Annotated in this window: 23 protein-coding genes; 13 read left to right on the top strand and 10 right to left on the bottom strand. The window is 47.4% G+C overall.

From position 1 onward, the window contains the following. Positions 1 to 122 precede the first annotated feature (122 nt). Complete coding sequence (locus AAHF22_RS12305; RefSeq protein WP_347325304.1) at positions 123 to 1,094, top strand: sugar phosphate isomerase/epimerase family protein; 972 nt, start codon at positions 123 to 125, stop codon at positions 1,092 to 1,094. 3 nt (positions 1,095 to 1,097) lie between these two features. Further along, positions 1,098 to 2,924: a hypothetical protein gene (locus AAHF22_RS12300; protein ID WP_347325303.1), complete on the top strand. Its 1,827-nt coding sequence runs from the start codon at positions 1,098 to 1,100 to the stop codon at positions 2,922 to 2,924. 84 nt (positions 2,925 to 3,008) lie between these two features. On the opposite strand, the gene AAHF22_RS12295 is transcribed toward AAHF22_RS12300, so the two are convergent. Further along, complete coding sequence (locus tag AAHF22_RS12295) at positions 3,009 to 3,962, bottom strand: Rpn family recombination-promoting nuclease/putative transposase (RefSeq protein WP_347325302.1); 954 nt, start codon at positions 3,960 to 3,962, stop codon at positions 3,009 to 3,011. 225 nt (positions 3,963 to 4,187) lie between these two features. After that, the gene (locus tag AAHF22_RS12290) at positions 4,188 to 4,856 is read right to left on the bottom strand and encodes an MOSC domain-containing protein (protein WP_347325301.1); all 669 of its coding nucleotides are present in this window, start codon (positions 4,854 to 4,856) and stop codon (positions 4,188 to 4,190) included. Between the two features lie 174 nt (positions 4,857 to 5,030). Between AAHF22_RS12290 and AAHF22_RS12285 the strand changes: the two genes are divergently transcribed. Further along, entirely contained in the window at positions 5,031 to 7,097 is a 2,067-nt protein-coding gene (locus AAHF22_RS12285) for a TPM domain-containing protein (RefSeq protein WP_347325300.1), read from the top strand. A gap of 308 nt (positions 7,098 to 7,405) precedes the next feature. Here the strand turns inward: AAHF22_RS12285 and AAHF22_RS12280 are convergent, their stop codons facing one another. The 3 genes from AAHF22_RS12280 to AAHF22_RS12270 all read right to left on the bottom strand — a co-directional run bounded on the left by AAHF22_RS12280 (position 7,406) and on the right by AAHF22_RS12270 (position 9,308). Further along, complete coding sequence (locus AAHF22_RS12280; protein ID WP_347325299.1) at positions 7,406 to 7,630, bottom strand: hypothetical protein; 225 nt, start codon at positions 7,628 to 7,630, stop codon at positions 7,406 to 7,408. A 287-nt stretch (positions 7,631 to 7,917) separates the two neighbouring features. After that, complete coding sequence (locus tag AAHF22_RS12275) at positions 7,918 to 8,772, bottom strand: HNH endonuclease (protein WP_347325298.1); 855 nt, start codon at positions 8,770 to 8,772, stop codon at positions 7,918 to 7,920. A gap of 50 nt (positions 8,773 to 8,822) precedes the next feature. Beyond that, the gene (locus tag AAHF22_RS12270; RefSeq protein WP_347325296.1) at positions 8,823 to 9,308 is read right to left on the bottom strand and encodes a hypothetical protein; all 486 of its coding nucleotides are present in this window, start codon (positions 9,306 to 9,308) and stop codon (positions 8,823 to 8,825) included. 222 nt (positions 9,309 to 9,530) lie between these two features. On the opposite strand from AAHF22_RS12270, the gene AAHF22_RS12265 reads away from it, so the two are divergent. From AAHF22_RS12265 to AAHF22_RS12245, 5 genes are all read left to right on the top strand, one after another. Then, positions 9,531 to 10,811: an ABC transporter substrate-binding protein gene (locus AAHF22_RS12265; RefSeq protein ID WP_347325339.1), complete on the top strand. Its 1,281-nt coding sequence runs from the start codon at positions 9,531 to 9,533 to the stop codon at positions 10,809 to 10,811. A gap of 105 nt (positions 10,812 to 10,916) precedes the next feature. Then, on the top strand, positions 10,917 to 11,801 hold the full coding sequence (locus tag AAHF22_RS12260) for a carbohydrate ABC transporter permease (protein WP_347325295.1): 885 nt from the start codon (positions 10,917 to 10,919) through the stop codon (positions 11,799 to 11,801). A gap of 32 nt (positions 11,802 to 11,833) precedes the next feature. Continuing rightward, entirely contained in the window at positions 11,834 to 12,679 is an 846-nt protein-coding gene (locus AAHF22_RS12255; protein ID WP_371834060.1) for a carbohydrate ABC transporter permease, read from the top strand. 329 nt (positions 12,680 to 13,008) lie between these two features. Continuing rightward, the gene (locus AAHF22_RS12250) at positions 13,009 to 14,646 is read left to right on the top strand and encodes a DUF4127 family protein (RefSeq protein WP_347325293.1); all 1,638 of its coding nucleotides are present in this window, start codon (positions 13,009 to 13,011) and stop codon (positions 14,644 to 14,646) included. Between the two features lie 539 nt (positions 14,647 to 15,185). Further along, positions 15,186 to 16,844, top strand: a complete 1,659-nt coding sequence (locus AAHF22_RS12245; protein ID WP_347325292.1) for an FAD-dependent oxidoreductase — start codon at positions 15,186 to 15,188, stop codon at positions 16,842 to 16,844. 241 nt (positions 16,845 to 17,085) lie between these two features. Here AAHF22_RS12245 and AAHF22_RS12240 read toward each other — a convergent pair whose 3' ends face one another. Continuing rightward, the gene (locus AAHF22_RS12240) at positions 17,086 to 17,307 is read right to left on the bottom strand and encodes a hypothetical protein (protein WP_347325291.1); all 222 of its coding nucleotides are present in this window, start codon (positions 17,305 to 17,307) and stop codon (positions 17,086 to 17,088) included. After that, a complete protein-coding gene (locus tag AAHF22_RS12235; protein ID WP_347325290.1) occupies positions 17,259 to 17,600 on the bottom strand; it encodes a sigma-70 RNA polymerase sigma factor region 4 domain-containing protein in 342 nt (113 codons plus the stop codon). The genes AAHF22_RS12240 and AAHF22_RS12235 overlap by 49 nt, the downstream gene beginning before the upstream one ends. A gap of 231 nt (positions 17,601 to 17,831) precedes the next feature. On the opposite strand from AAHF22_RS12235, the gene AAHF22_RS12230 reads away from it, so the two are divergent. Then, positions 17,832 to 18,347, top strand: a complete 516-nt coding sequence (locus AAHF22_RS12230; RefSeq protein ID WP_347325289.1) for a DUF2179 domain-containing protein — start codon at positions 17,832 to 17,834, stop codon at positions 18,345 to 18,347. Positions 18,348 to 19,074: 727 nt separating this feature from the next. Continuing rightward, positions 19,075 to 19,923 (top strand): aldo/keto reductase, encoded by an 849-nt coding sequence (locus AAHF22_RS12225; RefSeq protein WP_347325288.1) that lies wholly within the window; start codon positions 19,075 to 19,077, stop codon positions 19,921 to 19,923. Between the two features lie 275 nt (positions 19,924 to 20,198). On the opposite strand, the gene AAHF22_RS12220 is transcribed toward AAHF22_RS12225, so the two are convergent. Both AAHF22_RS12220 and AAHF22_RS12215 read right to left on the bottom strand, forming a co-directional pair. Then, a complete protein-coding gene (locus AAHF22_RS12220; protein WP_347325287.1) occupies positions 20,199 to 20,435 on the bottom strand; it encodes a hypothetical protein in 237 nt (78 codons plus the stop codon). 82 nt (positions 20,436 to 20,517) lie between these two features. Then, positions 20,518 to 21,123, bottom strand: coding sequence for a PadR family transcriptional regulator (locus AAHF22_RS12215; RefSeq protein WP_347325286.1), 606 nt, complete (start codon positions 21,121 to 21,123; stop codon positions 20,518 to 20,520). 207 nt (positions 21,124 to 21,330) lie between these two features. Here AAHF22_RS12215 and padC point away from each other — a divergent pair, with 207 nt between their 5' ends. Beyond that, positions 21,331 to 21,828 (top strand): phenolic acid decarboxylase, encoded by a 498-nt coding sequence (padC, locus tag AAHF22_RS12210; RefSeq protein ID WP_347325285.1) that lies wholly within the window; start codon positions 21,331 to 21,333, stop codon positions 21,826 to 21,828. 309 nt (positions 21,829 to 22,137) lie between these two features. Here padC and AAHF22_RS12205 read toward each other — a convergent pair whose 3' ends face one another. Continuing rightward, positions 22,138 to 22,581: a hypothetical protein gene (locus AAHF22_RS12205; RefSeq protein ID WP_347325284.1), complete on the bottom strand. Its 444-nt coding sequence runs from the start codon at positions 22,579 to 22,581 to the stop codon at positions 22,138 to 22,140. Between the two features lie 384 nt (positions 22,582 to 22,965). Between AAHF22_RS12205 and AAHF22_RS12200 the strand changes: the two genes are divergently transcribed. Both AAHF22_RS12200 and AAHF22_RS12195 read left to right on the top strand, forming a co-directional pair. Next, complete coding sequence (locus tag AAHF22_RS12200) at positions 22,966 to 24,156, top strand: phosphotransferase family protein (protein WP_347325283.1); 1,191 nt, start codon at positions 22,966 to 22,968, stop codon at positions 24,154 to 24,156. Between the two features lie 69 nt (positions 24,157 to 24,225). Further along, complete coding sequence (locus AAHF22_RS12195) at positions 24,226 to 26,379, top strand: ABC transporter substrate-binding protein (RefSeq protein ID WP_347325282.1); 2,154 nt, start codon at positions 24,226 to 24,228, stop codon at positions 26,377 to 26,379. Positions 26,380 to 26,434 lie beyond the last annotated feature (55 nt).

Genomic DNA, 26,434 nt, shown 5'->3' with positions numbered 1-26,434 from the left:
ACAAACGATAGTCAGGATCGCGGCTTCCCGTACAGGGGGCCGCATCCTTTTTACTACGGAGGTGCGGTCTGAGGACAGAAAACAGACGGACCTTACGATATAGAGAGAAGGAAGGGTTGACGATGTACACATCCAAAGGCGAATATTCATTTTCTACATGTTGGAACATTAAGCGTCATCCCGATCATGGAGCGGCGATGATCGAGGAAATCAAAGAGCTGGGCTTTCAATATGTCGAGCTAAATTACAATGTGACCCGTGACATGTTACAAACGATCGAGCCGATGATTGAGCGCGGACAGATCGGCGTGTCGAGTGTGCATAATACATTTCCGCATACGCCTGATCCGGATTATGGTACCGATTCGGTATTGCTCGGCTTTGAAGACAAAGAGAAACGCAAAAAGGCAATCGATCTGCTCGTTGGTTCAGCGGAATATGCACATCGCTATGGTGCCAAAGCCGTTGTAGTACATCCGGGTGAGGTGCCATTTGCTTATAATATCGATGAAGAACTGAAAGGCATTTACCACGATCAAGGCAAGGACTCCCCTGCTTATCAGAAGCTATGGTCGGAAATGCTGGAGCGACGTGAACGTCTGGCGGCAACGTATCTGGAGCGCATTCAGCATAGTTTGGAGGAAGTGTGTGATCGTGTAGTATCGAAAGGCTATGATGTGGCGTTTGGTATCGAAACACGTTCGCGCTGCTATCAGATGCCTACGCTTTCCGAAGCGAAAACGGTACGCGAACGGATGAAGGGCGCACCGGTCTATCTTTGGTATGATATCGGTCACGGGATGATGATGGATCGGATGGGACTGTACCATAATGCAGAAGAAGCGAATGCGATGAAGGAAGATATTATTGGCGTCCACATTCATGAAACGCTAGGATTATCCGATCACTGGTGTCCGTATGTGCATAGCGGTGATATGGAATTTTTCGATCGCTTTCTTGATATTATCGATCATGCGCCGGTCAAAGTGTATGAGTTGAAAGCAGCCTGTCAGCCGCATGAAATTGATGAAAGTCATAAGCTGCTCATGAGCAAAATCGCTGCGCGCAAACTAGGCAGCACGAAAGGAGTATAACCGATGCAGACGCTGGATAAGCTGGTCAATCTGAATGAAGAATGGGTGGAGCTTGGCATGCATCGGCAAGTGATGGAAGCGGAGAGTCGCTACTATGGCGGTGTTATCGATGTGACAAACGGCATCGCCTGGCCGAATCATAGTGTAGGCACGCCGGTCTGGATGGCGGTGTGGACAGCAGCGCTAGTCAATCGGGATTCGGTTTATTATCACAATGCCGATTTGCTGAAGCGATTGGAGCTGGCTTCTAACTATATGCTCCGTTTTCAGCATGCGGATGGCTCCATCTCGCCTGGCTGGACAAACTTTCATTCGCCACCGGATACAGGCTTTGTGATCGTCGGTTATGCTCAACTGTATATGTTGCTAGCACGCGAAGCATGGCCGGAGGCGCAGGAGACGATAGCCAATATGCGTTTGTTTCTGGAACGTACGATTCCGGTAATGTTGACCGGCGGCTGTCATACACCCAATCATCGCTGGGTGTTATGTGCGGCGCTTGGATTTTTATATCGGATCTTTGCAGATGTACGGCTGCCACAGCGCGCAGATGAATGGATGGCGGAAGGAATGGACATTACGCCAGATGGTGAATGGACCGAGCGTAGCAATGGGATTTACAATGCGGTGAGCGATGTGATGCTGATCCATGCGGCACGTGAGTTAAATCGTCCAGAGCTACTTGATCCGGTACGACATAATCTGGAGATGATGATGTATCTGATCCATCCGTCCGGTGAGGTTGTGACCGATTATTCGGGACGTCAGGATTTTGGACAGCAGTTTACGATGGAAAGCTATCTGTTATCGTATTATCTGATGACTACGATTGATCATGATCCACGCTTTGCGGCGATGGAGCAGCTGGCGGCAGATGCGGTGCAGGAAACATTTAGCTGTGCCAACAATCCATTGATTGGGATGTTGCTCTACCCGCGCGCAGAAGAAGATGAAGTGCAACCTGCTCAGTTGCCGCACAACTATCGTCGTATGATCAATGGCGAATTCGGTCGCCAGCAGTATGTAGCAGGCATTCCTGCGGCCGGTCATCACAATGCGATTCGGTATAGCCGTCCACATCTGGATTTTGGTGCACCTGTACTGCGCATGCGTCATGAACAGACGAGCCTGACGATGATGACGGAAACATCTTCTATGCTGGCGCTTCGTCATGGGAAAGTGCAGTTGCTTGGTTTGCAGCTAGCATCGTATTTTGGTCCGGGCTTTGTACCGATGCAGACACTGGAAGAAACGGCTAGCGGATACAAGCTGACCGCGGTTTATCACAAAGGCTACAATGCCCCGATTCCGACAGAGCAGCTGCCACGTTCGGCTACGGACGATGTGAGTCCGTGGTATTTGCTACCCCATCAATTTCGCGCATCGACGCATACATGTGAATATCGTGTAGAGGTGGAAATGGTTGAGCAGGTAGGTGGAATCGATCTGTACATTCGTTCAACCGAGCCAGCGGAAGTGATGACACAGCTGTCGTTTATTTTCGGCAGCGAGTCCCATCTCATTGCAGAAGATGGTGAACTGGAGCCGATAGTGGAGAATAAAGTAGCCTTTTGGAAGGATGGACTGATCCGTGTAGAAAGCGGTGAGGACTGGATGGTACTGTCCGGTGGTGCAGGCGAGCACAAGGCAACGTCGGTGCGAGAAGCTTCCTATCCATTGGATTGTCGCACATTGCTGGTGAACCTGATGACACCGTTTGAACATAAAATTAGCATTCGGCTGTCGCCTGGAACGAGTATGGATAGCGAAACGCGGGCGCTACAATGGTTGGAGCGTCAGCAAGGGGAAGATATCGACTCCATCGTATAGGTCAGGTCAAAACTTTAATTGTAAAAGCCGCATGAGATCAGGGTTTCCTGTCTATGCGGCTTTTGCTTTGTAGGTAATGTCTATTTAATTGGATGATGAAGAGTCGGATAGGGAACGAATGTCGCGTTCGTTTAAACCCGTTGCTTCACTGATGGTTTGTATGTCTAATCCTAGCTTCAATAAGCGTAATGCTGTTTGCTGAATGCCTTTCTCAATTCCTTTCTCAATGCCTTGCTCTATGCCTTTCTCTATGCCTTGCTCGATTCCCTTTTCGATCCCTTCTTCCAAGCCACGTTCCATTCCAGCCTTAAAACCGTACAATTCTGCATTTTTGGCTGCTTCCATTAAGGAAGCCTGGTCGTGAAGGAATTTTTGCCGGGCTTCATAACGCATGCGTGCTTCCTGATCCTGACTGAGAAATTCCAGCGTATCCATCGCTTTTTTGAGCTTGGGTTCGTTCATCGTTAGTACCTCCCATTGGTCTGGTGTTACGCCTTTTAGAAATAGTAGCCAGTTGGCTAATCCGCCCTGTTCTAAATGGACAGATTGAGCATTCAACTTGGGCAATTCCAAAAAATGAATCTCAATATCGTCGATTAGCGTAATTCCTGTCTGATCTTCACGCAGATGAAATATACTATGATAAGGGTCATTTTTGAGTAGTGAAAAGTCTAAAATATTAATAGTTACACATCGTTTCAATGTACTGTACGACTGCCCTTCAACTAACTGCGAAGAATATAGCTTACTCCAATAAAATAAAGTGCGTTTTTCCATATCATAGCGATTAAATAACTGCATTTCAACATTAATCAGCTCCCCTTCTATCGTTCGCGCGCGAATATCCAGAATCGATTGCTTATCGAGGGGCGAGTCTTTTTCGATATAAGGATTGAGCACGATAATTTCCTGTAGTGGGGGTTGATGGGCTTCGGTAAATGTCCGGTTTAGAAAAGCAAGTAACACATCTTGATTCTCTTCACTACCGAAAATGCGTTTAAATAAAAAATCATTGCGGGGATCAAGCAGCTCCTTCATATACAAGCCTCCGTGTATGAATTTTGCTAAAAGAAACCTCGATAGTCAGGTGAGGTTACAGGTGGGGGATATGTAGGTAGGGTCTTTTTAGGTACTTTTATTTTAACGAGAAGTAAGATAAATCACAAGAACAAGTGTTCTTATTCGAGGTAAAAAAAAGCACTGAACATTCAAAGAGTATGAATGCTCAGTGCTATATTTATCATCCATCCTATAGCCGCCGTATCAATCGGCTAAACGCTTACTCAAATGCTTGTGCAGCGACTTCGCCAGCGCAGGCTCATCGAGTAATTGTCGCAGTGCAGGCGTGTCGCCTTTCTCTCCATACAGCACGCGATTGCAGTCGGCGATCGTTGTGCCATTGCCTTCGCGCTTTAACCATGTGAACGTATCGCCAGCCTGAATTGTACCTGGTATTAACACGCGAAAATAAAAGCCAGAGTAGCCGGTATCGCGCACGCGAAGGATCATTTCGCTACGTTCCAGATGAGCAGACAGCTTAAAGCAGGGCTGACGAGGTTGACTCACTTGAACCGTCGCCGTGCCAATCTGGTATGTATCGCCGATGCAGACATTCTGTTCTTGCAGCCCGTGCACGGTGAAGTTTTCGCCAAAAGCGCCTGCCTCGAATGGGCGATTCATTTGCTCCGTCCACCACGGATAATGATCGGCGGAGTAGACGCAGGCTGCTTTATCCGGGCCACCGTGGTTTTTTAAGTCGCCCTGGCCATCTTGCTCAATCCCGTCAGAACTGATGTGAAGCGGCTCGGAGGATGGGGTTTTGATAAAGCCGGTATAGACGGATTTGCCGTTCCATTCGACATCAAGTGGCATACCTGTATTCAAGGACAGCAGACGTGCGGATTGAGTATCCTTTGTTATAGATGTGTTCATATAAACTCCTTTGGCGTGAGATCGCAATATATTTTATGAGACGATGAAGGATTCACGGTGATTCCAGCTTTGTGTCTTGGCGATAATTGTATCATAATAATGAGTGGATACGATTTCAATAAATGATACTCAAACGCCTGGCGTTCTGGAGTTCAACATATAAAGGGGAGCATGATGGAAAGGTTATTTCGATTTGTGTATAGGATCATACTCTGTCTGCTCATTGCTAGTGCAGTTTTACCAGCGATCGTGAGCGATGGCGCGAGTGCCAGTCCGTATTTTAAACAGCATGTAAAAGATGATGCTGGGCTATTTACCGATAAAGATCTGGGGCGGATGAATCGCGCACTGGCGAATCATCATTACAAGCTGTATGTGATCACAGCATCTGGCTACACCGAGGAAGCTGGAATGAAGTTGGTCGATCAGCTCTATGATGAATTTGGTCTTGGCTCCAATGAGCTATTGTTGCTCATTACGACGAATCCGAATTTTGTGCATATGGCATTTAAAAATGATGAACTTGCCGCGCGCATTACAGCTAGCCGCGCAGGAAGCGTGCGTGGTGTGACCGATACGCAATTTGTACCGTATGCCAAAAATGGCGATGTGGCCGGCGGCGTCATTGCGATTAGTGAGTATATTAACGGATTAGGACCGGTGTCGGGGGAAGACGTGCAAGCAGCCGATGCGGAGGAAGGCACGCTTTCTCCGGCGACATCGGATATAGCGCAGCTGACAGGGCAGCAAAGTGAAAACTTGCATTATAAGCGTCAGCTTGTACTTCAGATCGGCGCAGCGGTGTTAATCTTGCTGTTACTTGCTACGGGAGCGTTCCTATTACGGCAATTATCTACACGGCGCAAGCTACTTCGACGCCGAACCGCCATCCAGCGCCGGATTAATAAAATCGAGCATCGGCTTGCCGTGCTGCTCGAATCGGATGCGCTGAATGCGGATATTTTGGCAAGCGGCGGTAGCAAGGATAAAAGTATGCTCCAATCGCAACTACGTCAGGAGTCGGAGCAGCAGCTTGCACACACCGAGCAATGCCGCTCTACTGTGCGTACCATTCGTCTGCCACTTCTATCGCTATCACGTGCCAGATTGGAACTTGGACGGCTAGAGCATGATTTGCTGCTTGTAGAGGAGCAGCTGGTGCCGCTGGAGCAGCAGCATGCGCTGCTTCATGGTACAGTCCCTGCGGAGGTGCTTGCTACAGTCAATCCTTCATCGACTATAGCTGCCGAGACGAACAAACTAGCAGAGGATGAAGGACAGCAGCAGCTTACAGCTCTATATCCTGATGCCGCTTATGATCTGGATTGGCTTGCAAACGAACTGGAGGCACAGATTGCTCATGAAGGACTTTATACGGGCGGAGAGGAAAATCCGTTAGCATTGCTGGAACGGGCACGCACCGATCAACAGCGGATGCGAAAGTTACAGACTCGCGGCGATCGCGATGGCGCACTGGCGGCGAAGCGCACACTGGATCGTCATATCCAGCAAGCACAGCGCCTATTACAGGATATGCTTCGTTTTCGCGAGCAGGCGATGCACGTATCCGAGGAAGCGGAACGAACGATCGAAGAATACGAATCGCTATCCGATTGGCATGCACGCGAATGGGCAAGACTGGAAGGACATTATGCGGTACATCATCTGCATGAGCAGCAGGAACGATATGACGATATGAAGCATCTGCTCCAGCGTATCGAACGACTTTGTCCGCAAATTGCCCACAATCTGCTTGGCAAGACGCCTCATTATGGACGTGCCTATGAGGATAGCTTGCAAATTAGCGCTGCCATTCAGCGGCTACAGGAGCAACGTCTGGCGCTGCTCAGCTACCCGGAAGAGCTGGATTTGCGTAAAAAGCTGGATATGGAGCGCTGGGAAGCACTTAGCAGTCATCATCGTGATATTGCCAGTCGTCTGAGCGAATTACCGTTGGATCATCTACAGGTTGAGCCGGTTCAGGAGCAAAGTTTTCAATCGCTGGAGCAAGCACGATTGCTATTGCTGGAAGAACCGATTGACCTGCATGCTGCTGAGCAGGCACTTGAAGTGATTGAGCAGCATTTGGAGCTGCTTATTCGTCAGTTTGAAACGGTGGATGCGACTATGCGCTTGGATGAGCATAATGAAGACGTCTCTTCTATGGACTCCGGCGAGCAAAAGATAGACGAAGACGTGGGAAAGCTGCATACAGATCGGAAATTAAACGATGCGGAGTAATATAGCATGGATGCTGAATGATATATGCTAAATGCTGAATAATGTAGTCTATTAGTGGAGTAAATGGAGAAGCTGGAGAAAAGAAAGCTGCTCGCTGCTCTATTTTTCAATACACTAGCCCAAAAGCCCTGTTCCAAGCAGCCTCATCGTGTACACGGTGGATGGCTGGCGGAAACAGGGCTTTTTGATGAATAGATTTCATTTTGTAGATATCGCTTGGTTGGTATCGTTTGATCGGTATGATGTCGGTTTCGTATTTAGTACGTTTTCCTACCGGGCACAATGTATGTTCTGTCTCAAGTATGCACTTATTTATCTGTCTGCGAGCGGACAGATTTCCAGCGCCAGATCAGTTCACCGAGCAAATAACCGCATAACAAAAAGAGCGGTACGGTACGCGAAATTTCTCCCAAAATGCCGTCCAGCGTTAGTGCAAAGGTATGATCCATATAATGCATCGCCATAACTCCAAGTGAGGTGACACCGCCGTAGCCGCATACACCTTCACACCAGATGAATTGATATTTGTGCATCCTGACCTCCAACGCTCTGCGTATGATGGTTTTATCATAATGCATTACGAAAGCGGCTTCAATACTAAAAATGGGAACATTTTCATGTATATGAAGTGAAAGAGTAATTGTAAGGCACACATCACTCCAACAAGGAATCATATCGCTTGTTTACTAAAATCAATACCAGCGATACATATTCGCAACCTGGTGACCATTTGTACAAAATAGGCAAATTATCGTCTGCCATGAAGCAGGTAATCAACTGCTTAAGAAGGATCACTTCCTAAGCGACTACTACTCATCCTTCACCTTTCGTCATCAATCGGCTGGATAAAATGATGCAGATCATGATCCGCTTTGGCTTGATTGCATAAATTGCAGGCGCAGACGCAGTTGAGCGGTGTAGTATGTCCGCCTCTTGCGCGTGGTAGCAGATGGTCGATCGTATCGCCAGGACCGCCGCAGAAGTAGCAGGTGTAGTGATCGCGCTCTAAAATGTATTTGCGAAAAGAACGATTGCTGTACAGTCGGCGAATGGTGTGGCGGTTGACGACGACGGCTGCATATTGTTTGACGAGCGTAATCGCCGTTTCCAGATCGGTTTCCTGATGCCAGCGGCGACCTTTGTCGGTGCGTCCGCGCATGTGTACGATACCGCGGCGAGTTGGTCGCAAAATCGACAGGTCGAGACCATGTCCACGAATGTCGCTCGGTTCGATCGAAGGCAGGCTACGAACCGGGCGTGCAGTGACGATCGGTGATCCGCTTTCATGATCGGTTGCTGATGGATGAACTTTTTTGGTAGGGGCGCTGGTTGTATTATGGGTACTGGTTATATTGCTGGATATTGCGTCACTACCTAATCCAGGTGAAGATATCGGTTGCTCACTCGCGATCTCTGTCAGCGCTGGGACTGAAGCAGGTGATGGGTCGGTGTGGGCGTTTTTTAATTGTTTACGGCAGCTACGACATGTGCCGCGCCGCCGTGCTCGTCCGGACTTACGTCCGGTGCGCTTCAAATAATGGGAGAGTGGATACATCTGGCCGCAGCGAGAACAAACTTTATCTGATGCTTGTTCTGCCGCATGTGTTTCTTGCTCCTGAGCCGGGTCTACTTCACCGGCAGCGGCTGCTGCTGATTCCGGAAAATGATGCTGCATCGTTCTCACCTATTTTCTGTAAATTATCCTGTTACGTATAGCTATTATGTCTACAACGGCAGCAGATCCTGTCGTTTGGCGATCGGTTCGCAATCTTTACATACGCCAACCAGACCGCCATTATCGGTAGCATAGAAAGTCAGGCGATGAACTTCCTTTTTACAATATGAACATTTTTGCAAACGTAGCTTGGGCACCTCGCCGGATTTGGATAGGGGCAGCGGTCTTACGGTCGCAGGCACCACCTTTTTGTGCTCGTGTACTTGATCGCGTTTGAGCAATTGCTGAGGTAACTGATGGGCGCGTTTACTCTCTTTGCCTGGCGTATGACGACGCTGACGAAAATCGGCAAGATTGACCACATTACGCGGTTCTGGATGTCGCTCTGTTGGTAAAGCAGGAGCTGCATCATCCGGTCTGGGTGTATGATGATTGATCCATTTACGTGGCTGGGAAAACAGCATCAGAATGATCCAGACGGCGACCAACAATATTGCGACAATGCCGACTGCCAGTAAAATCCATGCAGGTTGCATCTAACTCACCTTCTTCGCTGATAATTAAGCCATGCTGTTGGTTACTCTACTCATGATTCCCTTTTAATTCCTTCTCATCCCTTTTTTGTTACATTTTAATTTGATATAATGCGTGACAAGGGCAGGGAAGAGAATCGAAAACACTTTTCCCGTGGCAAGCTACATATAGGTCAGAGTACGGAAATGGTGGAGCAGACGAAGCTGATTGAAACTATGAAAGGAATGAAGCCTGTGAACAAGAAGATGAGACGCTTGACGATATTGAGTCTACTGGCTGTCCTGTTCGCTTCTTTGCTCAGTTCGTGCGGATCGGATGCCGGAAGTAGTAATGAAGAAGATGGACGTGTAACGATTAAGTTTTGGACGATTGCGCTGCAACCGACGTTTAATGATTATTTCAATAATCTAATCTCAGAATACCAAAAAAACCACCCCGGCGTCACGGTCGAATGGAGCGATTATCCATACGATGCCATTTCCAATAAATTATTAACCGGAATTGCGAGTGGCAACGTACCTGATGTCGTAAATTTAAATACGGAGTTTGCTAATCAGATGGCTTCCAAAGGCGCATTGGCTGATCTAACACCGTATTTAAGCGATGAAGAACGCCAATCTTATTTTGACGGTATCTTCAATTCCACCGTACTTGATAGTAAACCGTATGCACTGCCCTGGTATACCGGCACCGAAGTATTGTATATGAACACACGACTGGTGAAGCAGGCAGGTCTGGACCCAACAAAGCCGCCCAAAACGCGGGATGAGTTAAATGAATGGGCGCGCGCGATCAAGGCGAAAACCGGAGCGAGCGGCTATGCCCTCACCTTTGCTGCACGACTATTTCCGGTAGAAGGCATTCCGATTCTGAATGAGGATAAAACGGCTGCCGCCTTCAATACACCACAGGCACTACAAATGATCCAACATATGCAGCAGCTTATTCAACAGGGTGTGCTCGTGGGCGAAGATGCTAATTTTGACAAGCAAATTCAATACTATTCCAGCGAGCAAACGGCATTTGAGATCGCCGGTCCAACCTTCATTAACTTTATTAAAACGGCTGCACCAGATGTGTATCAAAATACGATTGCCGTACCGTTGCCGACAGGCAAGGCGGATGTGCGTCTATCCAATACGATGAATCTGGTCGTGCCGGCGAAGTCAGGCAAGCTGGAGCAAGCGGCTGAATTTGCCAAATTTATTACGGATGCGACCAATCAGACTTCATTTGCGAAGGCAGCGAATACGTTGCCAAGTACGAAGGCATCGATCAAGGACGCTTATTTTACCGAAAATAACAATTCACTCGAAGCACAGGCAAAAGTAGCTTCTGCCGAAAGTCTGGATAAAGCGGTCGATTACATGGTTGGTGTGCCTAATGCTGGCGATATTAACTCGGCGATTGCGGTACAGCTACAGGAAATTTTCCTGAACGGCAAAGATCCGCAGCAAGGTTTGAGTATGGCAGAGCAGGAAGTAAACCAGATTTTGAAGCAGTAAACGAGGCATGTGTACAGAGGCAATACTTGACGCAAAGAGCAGATCATTATGATTCCTATCATCTGAAATGAGAACGGACTGACCCTGAAAAGGCGGTGGACGAGCATGACAAGATGGATGAGAACCGAGACGTTTGCCGCGTGGGCTTTTATGGCTCCCGGTTTGCTGATTGTGGCCGTATTCGTATTGTGGCCGATTCTTTACGGCATTCCGCTCTCCCTAACCGACTATTCGGTCATCGGGGAAACGCATTATGTAGGTTTTGAAAATTACGTAACTGCTGTGCATGATCGCAGTTTTCTCACTTCGCTGTGGAACTCGCTCGTGTACGTGCTGATCGTGCCGTGTATTCAAATTATTTCGATCCTGATGGCAATTCTGGTGAATACACGGCTGCCGCTGATCAAAGCATTTCGCGCCGCTTATTATGTGCCGGTCGTGACCTCGATGGTCGCGGTCGCGCTCATGTGGAGCTGGCTGTTCAGCAGCAACGGTGTGGTCAATTATATTTTGATGCAGCTTGGTATCATTCATGAACAGGTCGGCTGGCTCTCCACCAGCAGTACAGCGCTGTATGCGCTCATGTTCATTACGCTCTGGAAAGGGCTAGGCTACTATATGGTACTGTATCTCGCTGGATTGCAGTCGATTCCATCCGAGTTGTATGAAGCGGCGATGATCGATGGAGCGAATCGGAGACAGGTCATTTTGCGGATTACGATTCCGCTGCTGCGTCCGCATATTTTGTTCTGTACGCTGATCTCGCTGATGGGGGCGATTCGTGTATTTGACGAAATGTTCGTATTGACCAAGGGCGGCCCGGGTAACGCAACATTGACGTCCAGCCTGTACATTTACCAGAAGGGTCTGGAGCAATTTAACTTTGGCTATGCGTCCGCACTTGGCTTGATCGTTAGTGTGATTGTTGGTGCGTTAAGCATCATCGTGTTCCGTCTGAACCGGAAAGGCGGTGTACAGACCTACTCATGAACAAAGCGATGGAGCATTCCCGTGATCATAGCATGTCGTCCGCTACCGCGATACGTATAGTGAAAAAGGTACTGCGTTATACGCTGATCTATGCGCTATTGATTCTGATTGCGCTACTGATGACCGGCCCATTTTTGTGGCTGCTGAGCGTATCGCTCATGCCGGGGCGTAATGTATTTTCCAATCCGCCTGCGATCTGGCCGACGTTTATCGATTTTGCGAATTATACGCAGGTGTGGAATTATATGAATTTCCCGCGCTACATTATGAACACCGTTATCATTACAGCGCTTGGAGTTGTATCGAATATTATTTTGTCGTGTATGACGGCGTACCCGCTCGCATTGTTTCGATTTAAAGGACGGGATATGGTATTTGCAATGCTGATCGCCACGATGATCATTCCGTCGGCAACGGCGATGATCGTGCATTATTTGACCATTCAGTGGCTGCATCTGGGGAACACGTATATTGCGGTCGTGCTGCCTGCGGCGGTGTCGGTGTTTAACATCTTTCTGATGCGGCAAACGTTCCTCAGCATCCCGTCGGAGATTCGTGATTCCGGTAAAATGGACGGCGCATCAGAGCTGCGTATCTGGTGGCAACTCGTGTTGCCGCTCGTGAAGCCGGGCATCGCTGTCATATTACTGCTGGAAGTGATGGCGTTCTGGAACAATTTTCTGTGGCCGATCGTTGTACTGGATGACCCGCAAAAGTATCCGCTGGCAGCTGCGCTGACGTATTTAAACGGACAGTTTGCCTATAATTTTGGCTGGATTGCGGCAGGTACGATCATTTCGGTGATTCCGATTATCGTCGTGTTCCTGTTTACCCAGCGTTATTATATGGAAGGGCTGGCTGGTGCGGTAAAAGGTTGATGGGGTGAAAGGAAATCGGTTGAACCGATAATTGCTAGCAAATGAGCACGTACTATATAAAAACGTATGACATTTAAAAGTGGAGGACATTCTCATCACCCTTTGTTGAGAGCATTCTCATACCTTTTACTGTAGAAACGGCATGATCCTGATCGATGGATCGATATCGTTTCGGACTTTGACAAAGCATCCAGCATAGAAGTGAATCGAATAGTGTACATTGTAATGTAAATGAAACCAGCCTGTATCGGGGCAGAGCGGCAAATGTGCCGTATTCTGTGCAACCGAGCAGGCTGGTGGTGTGATGATACGAAAGGAGCTGTAACGACATGAGTATCCGTAATACGACAGAGCACGCTGCCAAAATCGTCATCATGCCGCTCGATGAGCGGCCATGTAACTATCATTTCCCTTATCGACTCGTGCGAACAACCGATGTGGAGCCTGTACGTCCACCGCTGGAATGGATGGGACAGAAGAAGCAACCTGCCGACACCGATCGGCTATGGACATGGACCGATATGGAAAGTCAGGGCGCTGCTGGAGCCGTCCTGTCCCTGGATACACTGTTATATGGCGGCATTGTGCCTTCACGATTGCATGAACTGAGCACCGCTACCATCGCTGGACGACTGTCACGCTTACGTGAGTTAAAGGCGAATCACCCGGAACTGATTATTTATGCCTTTCAATTGATTATGCGTTGTCCGCAATACTCGTCCTCCGATGAAGAACCAGACTATTATGCAGATTGGGGCAGAGAGATTTTCCGTAAAGGCTATCTGGAACATCTAGCCGAACATCAGGAACTTACTCCGGCAGAGCAGAGCGAGCTGGACGATATTAACAGCCGATTGCCACAGGAAGTGCTGGACGATTATCTCGGTCGCCGTGCTGTAAACCGTGAAGCGAATCGGCTGGCATTAGAATATGTAGCAGATGGAACGATCGATTTTCTTATTTTCCCACAGGATGATTCTGCGCCGTATGGCTATACTGCACGCGATCAGCAGCGTGTACGCGCCGGGATTCGCGAGCGCCAATTAGGGACAAAAGTATATATGTATCCAGGTGCCGATGAAGTCGGCTGCACACTTATCGCCCGGATGTTGAATACGCTCCATGACTATACACCACGTGTGTACCCGCGCTTCGGCTCTGTACGCGGCCCACAGATTGTGCCTGCTTACGAGGATCGCCCCTTACTGGAAACGCTCAAATATCAAATTATCGCCGCTGGCGGCATGATGGTATCGAGCCAGCACGAAGCCGATATCGTGCTGCTACTCAATACACCGGGCGAACGGATGGGCGAGGCTGTCAATCAGGGCACACCTTCACCTAACTACGATACCGAGCGCGGCATCGTTGAGCTGGTACAATATGCGACCTACTTGCTACGACAGCAACAAGCAGGTGCATATGCCAAACAGGGGATAGAAAAAGAAACAGAACCTGATCAACATAACAATCCGTCATTCACAGTAAAGCAACATCATCCCGTTGTCGCGCTAGCCGATATCGCCTACGCCAACGGCGGCGATCTGGAACTGCTCGACCTGCTCCGGCAAGCGGGCATACTGTACCAACTCGGCGGTTATGCTGGCTGGAACACCAGTTCCAACACACTTGGAACCGTCATCGCCCAGTCGATGCTGTTTGCACAATACGGACATTCCCAGCGCCAGATGAACTTTCTGGCACTGCGCTATGTCGAAGATTTCGGCTACGATTCGATCGTGCGCAAAGCACTGAGCAATGGTCCCATCCAGGAACTAGGACTCGACAAATTCAACCTCGACGGCCCAAGAGGACGCGTATCTGCTATGGTGCAAGAAGGATTGGAGCAATTCATCGCCCAATACTTAACTCAAGAAGGCTACACGATCGACATTCTGGACTGCTACATGCCCTGGAATCGCATGTTCGAAGTAGGCTTATCCGTAAAGGCGAGACAGGAAGGATAAGTAAAGGGTGAATAATGGATAGGCTGTATATCATTTAGATAAGGGTAAACGAATAACAGCTATGAATGGTGTATCGACTGTACTGCCTATCTTATAGAGATGTGAAATAACAATTACATTCATGTACTCATTTGATTGTATAAATAGCTCTATTATTTACATTAATAGTAAGTCGTAGCTATTTACGAATAGTAAATCGTAGCTGTTTACGGCTAAGGCTCACGTACTTGTATGATTTAAATGCCTATGCTGCGAGCATCGCTTCACTGCGAGAAGGAAATAAGGGGAAAGGACGATTTACAGTGTTAGTGCTTTCCTAACACGAGGTTCCATAAAAAAGGGATTTTTGCGAAGCAAAATATCTTACTGCCTGCTTCAGAGGGGCGGGAATCTACATTCATTTCTAATCCAGTAGATTCCCGCGGCTCCACCTGAGTCCATCCCCTTATTCCTTACCGGAGTGGTGTATGTCCCAGCCCTTCATTTAATCCCAGCAAGTACAGCTAATGATTTTGCATAATCGAAAGGAGATCATCCCTATGACCGAACAACAATCGACCCACCCTGCGCACAAGCATGCCAGCCACGAATCTCTGCAAGCCGAAGTGATCGTAATTGGAGCAAGTCTGGGCGGAACGCTCGCCGCACTGGCAGCAGCCAAGCAAGGATTGCACGTCATTTTAACCGAGCCGACCGATTGGATTGGCGGACAGTTAACCTCACAGGCAGTTCCACCGGATGAACATCGCTGGATTGAAAAAGGAATCGGAGCACCAGGTACATTTATCGAATTCCGCGAGCGTGTGCGCGAGTTCTACCGACTCAATTATCCATTGACCGAAGAAGCGCTGGAAAATCCAATTCTCAATCCTGGTAACGGTTGGGTCAGTAGACTGGCGCATGAACCGAAAATTGCGTTACAGGTGCTGGAGGATATGTTGTCCGTCTATGTGAACACCGGACGTATTCGCATTTTGTATGGTACCGTGCCTGTAGAAGCGGTGACCGAGCAAGATCGTATCGTATCGGTCACGGTACAAAAGAACGAACATGCCCCTGTTGGCGTAGCTAACTATACGACGCTGTTTGGCAGTTATTATCTGGATGGCACAGACGAAGGCGATCTGCTGGAGCTGAGTGGAACAGAATATGTGAGCGGTGCAGAAGCACGCTCGGATACGGATGAACCGCATGCGCTGGAGGAAGCAGAACCGCTGGATATGCAGTCGATCACGCATGTAGCAGCAGTCGATTATATCGAAGGCGGAGACTTCACCATTGAGCGTCCGGCAGAATACGATTACTGGAAAGCGTACAAGCCGTCCTTTTCCGAATATCCGATTTTGAGCTGGTACGCAACCGATGCGAATGATACGACCAAGCTGAAGGAATTCACACTATTTCCGAACGAGCAAGGTGTGACTTCACTATGGGATTATCGCCGAATTGTCGATCCAGCGATCTGGACGGAAAAGCTAAGTGCGGAAGTATCTTTGCTGAACTGGGCGATGAATGACTATTATGCCGCTCCTGTCACCGGTGTTCCGTTGCAAGAACGTCTGCCGAATCTGGAAAGTGCACGTCAGCTGACGTTATCGCTCGTCTACTGGTTACAAACGGAAGCGCCGCGCTTAGACGGTGGCAAAGGCTATCCTGGTATTCGTTTGCGCGGCGATATTCTCGGTACGGAAGATGGTCTCGCCAAAGCACCATACATTCGTGAATCGCGCCGTATCAAAGGGAAGTATACGATCACTGAGCATGATGTGAGCAAAGAACTACGCGGCGAACAAGGCATTAAGCGTTATGAGGATAGTGTAGGAATCGGTAGCTATTCGCTGGATTTGCATCCAACGGTCGTAACGCATCGGACATTTTATATTCCGAACTATCCGTTTGAAATTCCGCTTGGCTCGCTCATTCCGGTACGTATGACCAATCTGCTACCAGCCTGCAAAAACATTAGCATGACCCAGATTGCTGGCGGCTGCTATCGTCTGCATCCGGTCGAGTGGAATATCGGTGAAGCCGCAGGTTATCTGGCAGCCTATGCGCTCGCGAATGAATTGACACCGCAGGAAGTGTATGAGTCGACCGAACATGTGAGCCGCTACCAGGAGCTGTTACAAGATCGCGGTGTGCAGCTGCACTGGCCGGAAGAAGTGGAAGAGGAAGTGCTACAGCCGCCAACGTCTTAATATCATCAATACAGCGTAAGACAGGAAACCGTCTCAACTGTAACTAAAGGAACTATAGCTAAAAGAACTATAACTAAAGGAACTGCAACTAAACGAAATGTAGACACCTGAATTGGAACTATATGCACTGTAAATGAATGTACCGTAAATATACGAACTGTGCATGCACAAACTACGCGTATAGGAACTAAAATGGATCATACGTTAGCAGATAATGAATAACATAAACCGGCGAGCCGGATCAGAGCTGTTCTGTTTTGAGCAGCTCGATCAGCTCCAGCCGTAGCGACTGCATCGCATCTTCGCGCGACATCGGTAAATAACGGCTTAGCTGGTGCATTTCTGGTTCATAGTAGTCCAGCAGCTCCAGCATTGCCTGTTGTCCATCCGGACGACGAGCCTGTTCGAGCAACATTACAAATTGCTGGTCTGGGAGAGGAATTGGATACTTTTGCGTTTCCATCGATTCACCGCCTGTTGACTGATGTGCAGCTTTGCTGCCAATTCTTGTTCACTCTGTCCTTCCATATAAAGGTATGTCATAATATAACGTGCCTTTTCCCAGGGAAGGCTGTCGATCCATTGCTGTACAATGACGGTATTCATGTCATCGAATTTTACGGAAACAGGGTGAATTTGTTCATTTAAACTTAAATTTTCATGATATAATCGGGTCTTGGCGCGGTACTGCATCCGCCACGATGCTTGCCGGAGTCGCTGCCTGTATTGTTCGCTTAACGTTAAAATGACTGACATATGCTATCACTCCTTATGATGTAATGAATACGATGATTTCCAATTAAGGGAACTTATGTTCTTATTTTACAATGAAAAGTGTTCGATGGCGTAGGAAGTCAATCGGTTCTATAGCCGAAAAAGAGATGATTTTTGGCGGAATCTTGCTGCTCTGACGGTAGGTGATGCAGCGTGCAGAGGATCTGACACGCGAGGAAGCTGAGGGAATGGCCCGGAAAGGTGTTTTGGGAAATGTTTACGATTTTGCTGTTTATTTTTGCGATTCAGATTGTGTATGTAACGGCGTATACGCTACGCACGATTCTGACCCTCAAAGGTCAGAAGTATATCGCCGCCAGTATCGGGACGATTGAGGTCGTCATTTATGTCGTTGGTTTGAATATGGTGCTCAGCTACCTGGATCAGATTGTGAGTCTGGTCGTGTATGCCGTTGGATATGGGATGGGGATTTTGCTTGGCTCATGGATCGAGGAGAAGATTGCGCTCGGATATATTACCGTCAAAGTGATTAGCGATGCGCCGAATTACAAGCTAGCCGAAGTGCTGCGCGACAAAGGTTATGGCGTGACCGCCTGGATCGGTCACGGTCGTGATGGCGAGCGGATCATGATGGAGATTTTGGCTAAACGTAAAAATCGGGAAAACCTGTACAAAAACATTTTGGAGATCGATCCAAAAGCGTTTGTTATTATGGTCGAACCGCGCGAGTTTCACGGAGGTTTTTGGACGAAGGCGATCAAGCGTTAATGGGAATGACGGTTTCGTTTACGCGCTTGAGCGATCCTATAGCATGGTAGCCTGCTGAATGGATAGGAAATGATGAATTCAGTAAGATAGAATGAGCAGCTCGCTGTTTACTGCGAACTGTTTTTATAGGGAATAACGAACTTAGTAAGATAGAATGTACAATCACAAGTTGTAATGTCTTTCAGCTTCTCTTTGGAAATAACGAACTTAGTAAGATAGAATGGCTCGATATACAGCGATAGGATAGGTTGCAGCGACCTAAATCGATATAAAGTGATCTAAATGAATCCAAATGAACATAAAGTGAACTAAATGGATATAAAAAAGTGATCCTAATCGATCTCATCCGTCATGAAATGAAATAACTCGCGCTTGCATCTAATTGGGATGCCAGCAGCGAGTTATTTGTTATAAGTGTGAAAATGTATAGCAGGCAGGTATGCGTTTGACTTCCATGTTTACATGTAGTTTATTCCTTAACGCATTTGTAGTACGTATCGCATTTGTAGCACTAACACGTATCGCATTGGAGTATCGTCAAAGCGTATATAGACGAACCGCAGGATGTAGTGACCCTACCTATAGCTGTACTCATCTTTATTTTCCGCCAAGAAACTCATGTTTATTGTAAAAAGATGGGTTTCTTTGCGGCGGCTGTATGTTTAAAGTGCTAGGGTAGGGCGATATAGCCACTGGACTATTTTTAGATTGAGGGAGGATGATCAATATGGCAAGCGAAGTACCGATGATGACGATGAATGATGGACACAAGGTCCCGGCAATTGGGCTGGGCACGTATTCGCTTAACGGGTATAAAGGTGCTGACGCGATTCGGCAGGGGATCGATACTGGCTATCGGCTGATCGACTCGGCGTTTAATTATGAAAATGAAGGTGCGGTGGGTAAGGCGGTGCAGGATAGCTCGGTGCCACGCGATCAGCTGCACATTTGCTCCAAGCTGCCTGGTCGTCGTCATGGGTACGATCAAGCGCTGGTGACCATCGAAGAATCGTTGCTGCGCACCGGACTGGATTATTTTGACCTGTACATTATCCATTGGCCGAATCCGAAAACGGATAAATACGTCGAAGCATGGCAGGCGATGATCGAAGCGAGAAAGCGTGGCTATGTGCGTTCGATCGGTGTGAGTAACTTTCTGCCCGAGCATCTGGAGCGTATTATTCGGGAGACGGATGTGGTGCCGTGCTTGAATCAAATTGAGCTGCATCCGTACTTTGAGCAGGCAGAGCAACGTAAGTTCCATGAGCAGCATAACATCATTACCGAATCATGGAGTCCGCTCGGTCGTGGACGCGGCGAAAGTGTGCTGGAAGATGAAGCTGTACGCGCGATCGCCGAAGCTCACGGCAAAACGCCAACGCAGATCATCCTGCGCTGGCATACCCAGCTTGGCGCCGTACCGATTCCGAAGGCTGGCTCAGCAGAGCATCAGAAGGAAAATATGAGCATTTTCGACTTTGAGCTGACCGCTGAGCAGATGAGCGTTATTTCTGCATTTAGTAAAGAAAACAAACGGCTGTGGGATCAAGATCCGGCGGAGTATGAAGAGTTTTGAGTATAACCGTAGGCATGATATAGCTGTACATGGTAAATGATATAGCTATAAATAGTAAATGATATAGCGGTAAATAGTATACGTATAAATAGGATAGGCGCAAACACGATAACTACGAATAATATAAGGATAAAAAGGGTGCCCTAACATTAGACATGGGGCACCTTTTTGTTAATGTACATAGGAAAGTTGGCTTTGCCAATCAGGTTCGATACTCTACCGAGCCATTCATTTATTGCATCATTCAATTCTATTAAAAAGTATCGTTTGTCGTGTCACACCTCATCATACACAAGCACAAGCGCCATATGTATAATATGATCCGACACAAGACTCGGATGATTGGAACGGGTATTCATCGTAGACGTTTGTGGCAACATTGCCGTGCTGTACTGTACATCCACCTGGAGATCATACTGTTGCGCATCATTGATGACTTCCGTTAATTTACTATGAAATACAGCTGCATTCGTCTCTTTAATCATAATGGTACGAATGATATGCTTGCGCATCGTTCTCCTCCTCCATCATGCGATAAGTTGCCTGGCCAATATCGTCGTTCATTTCACCCTCGTGTGGGATAGCACCCCCCTATTATGAAAACAGTTTAACATGGCGTTCTAGCCAATCTACATAGCTTTGCTCACGTGCGAGTGCTTTGGATAGAACAAGATAATGACCGAGATGCGGATTGTTAAATTGGAGGGGGAGGCGATCGCCATTCTTGTGCTCGTGCGCGCGGTCTGAAGGTGTCGCTTTATTCTCCTCACTTACAAATACGGGCATTAACTGCTCATACCGCCGCTGTAAATCAGCAAGCTTGGCGCGCCGCTGTCGCAACTGATCCTCGAACAGTGTGCGTGCTTCTAGTAATGATAACGTATGAATAAAATACATTTTCAGCATAAACTCGTCTTTTTCCGTTTCCGGCAATGATTCTGGCTGCGCTGCCCATGTTAGCAGCTGCTGGCGACCGCTATCGGTAATCGTATACATTTTCTTTTCCAGCTTTTCCCCCTGAATCTGGGTACGGAATTCGATCAGACCTTCATCGACGAGCTTGCGTAACTCCGGGTAAATCTGACTATGTTTAGCACTCCAAAATTGACCGATTTCCTGCTTAAACTGACTTGTAATGTCATAACCGCTGTATTCTTGACGATACAGCAAGCCGAGAATGGCATATTTTAAAACTCGCACAGGGTTTATCTCCTTCGATTAGCAATTTATATGTTGATTTGACCATAGCATAGGATGATGGTAAAATAAACATGTTGATATTTACATGTTTGGTGAATGCGCTGCTTATGAATTTCATGGTGGATTAAAGCCGTTCACCGAGCATGCCTGATGTAACTAGTATTCACTGCTACACCCATCATCATAACGGAAAGCTGGTGCTTAACAATGGAAAACTTTGTAGGCAGTCATATGATTTATACGTATGAGAATGGCTGGGAGTATGAAATTTATATCAAAAATAACGACACGATCGACTACCGTATTCACTCCGGTATGGTTGCAGGCCGCTGGGTTCGCGATCAAAAAGTCGATCTGGTGAAATTAACTAAAGGCGTATATAAAGTGTCATGGACAGAACCAACAGGCACAGACGTATCCTTGAACTTTATGCCAGAAGAAAAGCGTATGCACGGTATTATTTTCTTCCCCAAATGGGTGCATGAGCGTCCAGATATTACCGTCTGCTTCCAAAATGATCACATCGCGCTCATGGAAGAATCGCGTCTCAAATACGAAACGTATCCTAAATATGTCGTACCGGAATTTGCCGATATTACCTTTATCGAAAATTCGGGCGTAGATAATGAGGACGTGATCTCGGTCGCCCCTTATCCAGGTATGACCGATGATATTCGTGCAGGTCGTCCGTTGAAGAAAGATTGATTTTGCATCATAGAAGTAGTAAGTATGCGTAATAAAACCCGTGGTATTCGACTCGATGTTCGAATAGCACGGGTTTTTATTTTTAGTATAGAAGTAGGGGGAGCTGTATTGGTTTGTATCTACTGACACACTATTATTATATCCGCTTCATATTGATTTAAGTATCTACTCGCCGTCATGGAAAGGGACTTCTTTTATTTCTTTTACACCTATCTTTTTCTTACTAGGTAATCGTCTATCGATGCTATAGGATACTGGAACATAAAAGTTTGAATTAGGCTCTTTATCAAATTGCTTTCTCAAAAAAAGTTAAGCTCTCTTTGCAGTAATATTATCATGAAAAATAAAATCGGCGCTCAAAATCCCTTTCTTATCCCCTTCTTGAAGATTAGGATTTTGAATTAGCTGATATATTAAGTGAAAGCCCAGCATTCTTAATTGATCTTCTTGATATAAGTTTGGATTTCTAGCTTCTAATGTTTTAAAAGTGATTTTTTCGTTTTTTAGATTCTCGTGACCTAAATGAGATTTCCCTTCTCTACCTGAAACGATATGATGAATGCCTAAAAGGTGACAGAGTGCACCACTTTCAAACCTTAATCTAATTTCTTGCTGTTTATGTGCTATACGATAGTACATTTGCTTTTTTGATAAATATCTATCATAGAACTCTGCGATTAATTTCAAAGAAACTTGTTCGGTATTTGCAATAGAATTTAATGAGCATAACTGTTCAACTGTTAATAACGTCACGAGTATTCTCCCATTTTATAGAAGAAGCGACCTTGATATGATCAAGGTCGCTTCATAATAGTTTGGCAATGACAGAGACATTCTCTCTGTAGGATGTACCTAGACACTATGCATTCTTAACTCACAACACATAATGTAGCATGCTCGCCTTTATTATTTTCCATTTATGTGTGAATACATAAATGCCGCCCGGCGCGGTACGTGAAATGCCAACGTTCACGTAAGTCTTACTCTATAAATTTTAACATGTGTAAAAACCATTGGCAAGAATTATTGTCTTAATAAAGTATGTTTTTTCATACAAGGTGTAGTAATCACATAATATAGATATAAACATAACTGAAATAGAAACATGTATCATATCTACAAAGGAGGCGAATTAGAGTGAAGCCAACTAACTTGGACTGGACACAGCTAGTACGACCGAATGGTCAATTGAACCGCGAAATGACATCTCATATCGAAATTTTATATACAGGCTTACATGGACAATCGGTACAGCGCTTCCGATTAAAGGATGGAAATCGTTATATTTATAAGCCATTACCACCGGGTGACGACCGTTTTCGGGAAATTCAAGCTTATCTACAGGTGATGCCGCTGCTGTCGGAGCTAGCGCAGCCGCCAGCCTATCCAGCACTGATTGCCTACGCTGCGCCAGCTGAACAGCTGGACATTTTACATGAGTCGATGTTAGCATCCGTAGCCGCAGTGGAAGAGTCGATGGTCGTCCTTTCCCATCCTGTAGGCTGGATCGTTACCGAGGATATCGGTGTGTTGGAGCATCGGCATTCGTCTGCTGTGCTGGAGCAGGTAATCGATCAGATGGCAGGCTGGCATACAGTAGCTGCGCATCATCTCACCAGGCTACCGCAAACAGGGCAAAAGCCGCCGTTACCTATCGCTTCCTCTTCACTGTTAGAGCGCTGGGAACAGGTGCAAGCAGTTATGCAGGAGATCGCTTTGTCTATTCATGCTTCCGCTGCTCATGCAAATGATACGTTCCCATCCTGCTGCGAGCCATTACCGCACGTATCCGAGCAACTGCTGTTGGCATTACAGCATCATATTTACGAGGCGACCGAGCGTATAGCAGCACAACCATCTGTTTTGCTGCATGGTGATCTACACGCTGGCAATTATGGGGTGAATCCGCAGGGAACGATGATTATTTTGGATTGGGAGCATAGTCATGCCGGCTCGTTATTCTGGGATCTGTATCATCTGATCGATCTATCCCATCCATTGTTTCCACGCGAAATGACGGCTGAACTTCGTCATAGCTTGCTGAAACGGTACTGGGTAGCAAGTGGTAGCGGCAAAGCGATTGCTGCTACTCATTCACAGCGCTATCCTGTTGTGCTTCGTGCGTATAATACATTTGCCGAATTTGAAAAGGATTATCTACTGTATGCGATCATCTACTCGATCTGGATGCTATTGTTGATCCAAAATGATCTGCGGCAACAACCGCCGATCTGGCCACATGCGCTGTTGCTGGCGCAGCAGGCTGAAACCCAGCAGCATATGGAGCAATGTCTGGCTGTATGGCAGGACACATATCCAGCCGAATGAATGGAATCGTCCTGGATAAATCGTTGTAGATGAACAAATCGTCAGCCGTGAAAGGAGATGCAGTGCAAAATGCGACTTGCCGAAGAATATGTGTGTCTGCGAATAAATTGGTCTGAACATAGCGAAGCAGAAGCCTTTCATGTGACGACGGCAGAACTGGCTGCTGCGCTATGCTGTACGCCGCGGAATGCGCGCCTGATTACCGCACGTCTGGTAGATGCGGGCTGGATTACGTTTGTATCTGGGAGAGGGCGTGGACATACATCGGTATTGACCTTTTGCCAGTCGTTGACTCAGGTAGTGCTGGATGAAGCAAAGGAGCGAGTGCAACGCGGCGATGTGGCTGATGCGTTTGGCTGGATACGTGAGTCAGGCATAGCGGAGCAGGTAGAGGTGATATTTAGAAGCTGGCTGGGTGAATATTTTGGTTATACGGTGGGACGACCTTCACCGACAGAGCTGACGGATATACTACGATTGCCTATTTACCGTCCGGTCGTCTGTCTGGACCCGGCGGATGCGGTGTTTGCTTTTGATACACAGCTCATCGATCAGCTGTATAGCCGTTTGGTAGAATTTAGCGCGGAGGAGCAAAAGCTGTTGCCGGGTATTGCGCATGCCTGGGCATGTGCTGCGGACGGGAAGATGTGGACCTTTTATCTGTATAAGCATGTGCGTTTTCATCATGACCGCTTGCTGACCGCAGACGATGTGGTGGCAAGCTTACGCCGATTGCAAAGTGGCGATTATACGCATAGCTGGTTACTAGCCAAAGTCGCTAAAATTCATGCTACAAGTCCATATACGGTTGTGATCACGCTGACAGAGCCGAATTACTGGCTTCCTTTGCTGCTGTCGCATAGTGGAGCATCGATTGTACCGGACGGTTTATGGCAGGAGCATCTATTGCCAATCGGTACAGGGGCTTATCGATTAATCGAACGGACAGCAGGGCGATGTGTATTAGAGCGCTTTGAGGCGTATTATGGCACGGGAGCGCTACTGGATCGGATTGAAATTGTGATCGTGCCAGAACAGGAGGCACCGCTTGCACGAGCTGGGAGTCAGGGCATGTTGACTGTATTGACGGGGGAGTTCGATACCGCGGCCTTTCATCATTTGCCACGTCAGGATGTTCAGACGGGCGTATCCATGCTCATGCTTAATCGCAGGCATGGCATATTAGCAGAGGATGAAGCGTTACGGCAGGCGCTGTGTGATGGGGTGGATCGTGCAGCGCTAGTAGCTGCGATGGGCGATACGTATATTGCTCCAGCTCGGGGGCTGTTGCTTAGCCATACATCGTCTACACGGGCGGATAACTTATGTGTAGACTCGAATGGGTCGCGCTCCAATATAACCAGTATAGCTCCCGTCAATGTAGCTAATGATGGGACAGATAACGACGATGGCATGCGTCATCTCGCTATTAGCGAAGCTCGGCAGTATATTAACGAAGATCAACAGTATAATGCGGTAAAACAGCTACAATTCTCTGCCTACGATGGCAGAGAATTGCAACTGTATACGTTTCAACGCCATGAGCGCGTGGCATACTGGTTGCGTGAGGCATACAACAATATCGGTATTCGTATAGCGGTACATATTGTCGCCTGGTCTGATCTGGTGAGCGATGAGATTGTAGACCAAGCTGACCTGCTGTTGTTTGAGGCAGTCATAGGCGGCGGAGTACAGCGTCAGCTGGAATATATGCATTCCAGTCAAAGTCTGATTCGGCGTATGCTGCCGCAGGAGTTATTGACCTTGTTGGAGCCGTTAACGGCTCGACTGTTGCTGACGAATATGCCTGTGTACGATGGAAGTAGCAGTCAGCTACATGTGAGTCAGGACTCGAAACCAGCATCCGTTTCCCACCTATCATTGGAGCAAAAATCAACTTCGTCTGAGCCTGCTTCAATCGGTAATGTGTTCGTCCAATGCGGTGATTCAGTCAGCGCGTTATCTCAGCAACAGCAACAACAGCAACAACATCATCCAGATCAGTCTTTGCAGGAGCAGCAACGACTAGCTGCAACTCCACTTTCTGCTGCTGAATGGTTACATCGCATAAATCATTTGCTGCAAGCTACCTCCAGCGCGGTATTTCTGGCAGAACGCTCAGCAAGCATGATCCTGCCTTCATTTGTGCGTGGTGTACATATGAATGAGCGAGGATGGGTCGATTTTGGCAGATTGTATATGGTGGAACAGAATCAAGTATAAAAGTGGAAAAGTTAGGCGCTCTATTTACCCTTTTTCTGTCCGCATGATCGCTCTA

Source organism: Paenibacillus wenxiniae, assembly GCF_039822605.1.
Lineage (GTDB): Bacteria > Bacillota > Bacilli > Paenibacillales > Paenibacillaceae > Saccharibacillus > Saccharibacillus wenxiniae.
Note: the sequence above shows the minus strand (reverse complement) of the source record. Positions and strands in the feature narration are given on the sequence as shown.

Coding starts and splice junctions, on each gene's coding strand:
- AAHF22_RS12285 (WP_347325300.1), top strand. CDS start 5,031: ATGGAAAGGTTATTTCGATTTGTGTATAGGATCATACTCTGTCTGCTC.
- padC (WP_347325285.1), top strand. CDS start 21,331: ATGGAAAACTTTGTAGGCAGTCATATGATTTATACGTATGAGAATGGC.
- AAHF22_RS12295 (WP_347325302.1), bottom strand. CDS start 3,962: ATGAAGGAGCTGCTTGATCCCCGCAATGATTTTTTATTTAAACGCATT.
- AAHF22_RS12225 (WP_347325288.1), top strand. CDS start 19,075: ATGGCAAGCGAAGTACCGATGATGACGATGAATGATGGACACAAGGTC.
- AAHF22_RS12245 (WP_347325292.1), top strand. CDS start 15,186: ATGACCGAACAACAATCGACCCACCCTGCGCACAAGCATGCCAGCCAC.
- AAHF22_RS12195 (WP_347325282.1), top strand. CDS start 24,226: ATGCGACTTGCCGAAGAATATGTGTGTCTGCGAATAAATTGGTCTGAA.
- AAHF22_RS12265 (WP_347325339.1), top strand. CDS start 9,531: ATGAAGCCTGTGAACAAGAAGATGAGACGCTTGACGATATTGAGTCTA.
- AAHF22_RS12290 (WP_347325301.1), bottom strand. CDS start 4,856: ATGAACACATCTATAACAAAGGATACTCAATCCGCACGTCTGCTGTCC.
- AAHF22_RS12305 (WP_347325304.1), top strand. CDS start 123: ATGTACACATCCAAAGGCGAATATTCATTTTCTACATGTTGGAACATT.
- AAHF22_RS12275 (WP_347325298.1), bottom strand. CDS start 8,772: ATGCAGCATCATTTTCCGGAATCAGCAGCAGCCGCTGCCGGTGAAGTA.
- AAHF22_RS12230 (WP_347325289.1), top strand. CDS start 17,832: ATGTTTACGATTTTGCTGTTTATTTTTGCGATTCAGATTGTGTATGTA.
- AAHF22_RS12220 (WP_347325287.1), bottom strand. CDS start 20,435: ATGCGCAAGCATATCATTCGTACCATTATGATTAAAGAGACGAATGCA.
- AAHF22_RS12255 (WP_371834060.1), top strand. CDS start 11,834: ATGTCGTCCGCTACCGCGATACGTATAGTGAAAAAGGTACTGCGTTAT.
- AAHF22_RS12270 (WP_347325296.1), bottom strand. CDS start 9,308: ATGCAACCTGCATGGATTTTACTGGCAGTCGGCATTGTCGCAATATTG.
- AAHF22_RS12235 (WP_347325290.1), bottom strand. CDS start 17,600: ATGTCAGTCATTTTAACGTTAAGCGAACAATACAGGCAGCGACTCCGG.
- AAHF22_RS12260 (WP_347325295.1), top strand. CDS start 10,917: ATGACAAGATGGATGAGAACCGAGACGTTTGCCGCGTGGGCTTTTATG.
- AAHF22_RS12280 (WP_347325299.1), bottom strand. CDS start 7,630: ATGCACAAATATCAATTCATCTGGTGTGAAGGTGTATGCGGCTACGGC.
- AAHF22_RS12250 (WP_347325293.1), top strand. CDS start 13,009: ATGAGTATCCGTAATACGACAGAGCACGCTGCCAAAATCGTCATCATG.
- AAHF22_RS12240 (WP_347325291.1), bottom strand. CDS start 17,307: ATGGAAACGCAAAAGTATCCAATTCCTCTCCCAGACCAGCAATTTGTA.
- AAHF22_RS12300 (WP_347325303.1), top strand. CDS start 1,098: ATGCAGACGCTGGATAAGCTGGTCAATCTGAATGAAGAATGGGTGGAG.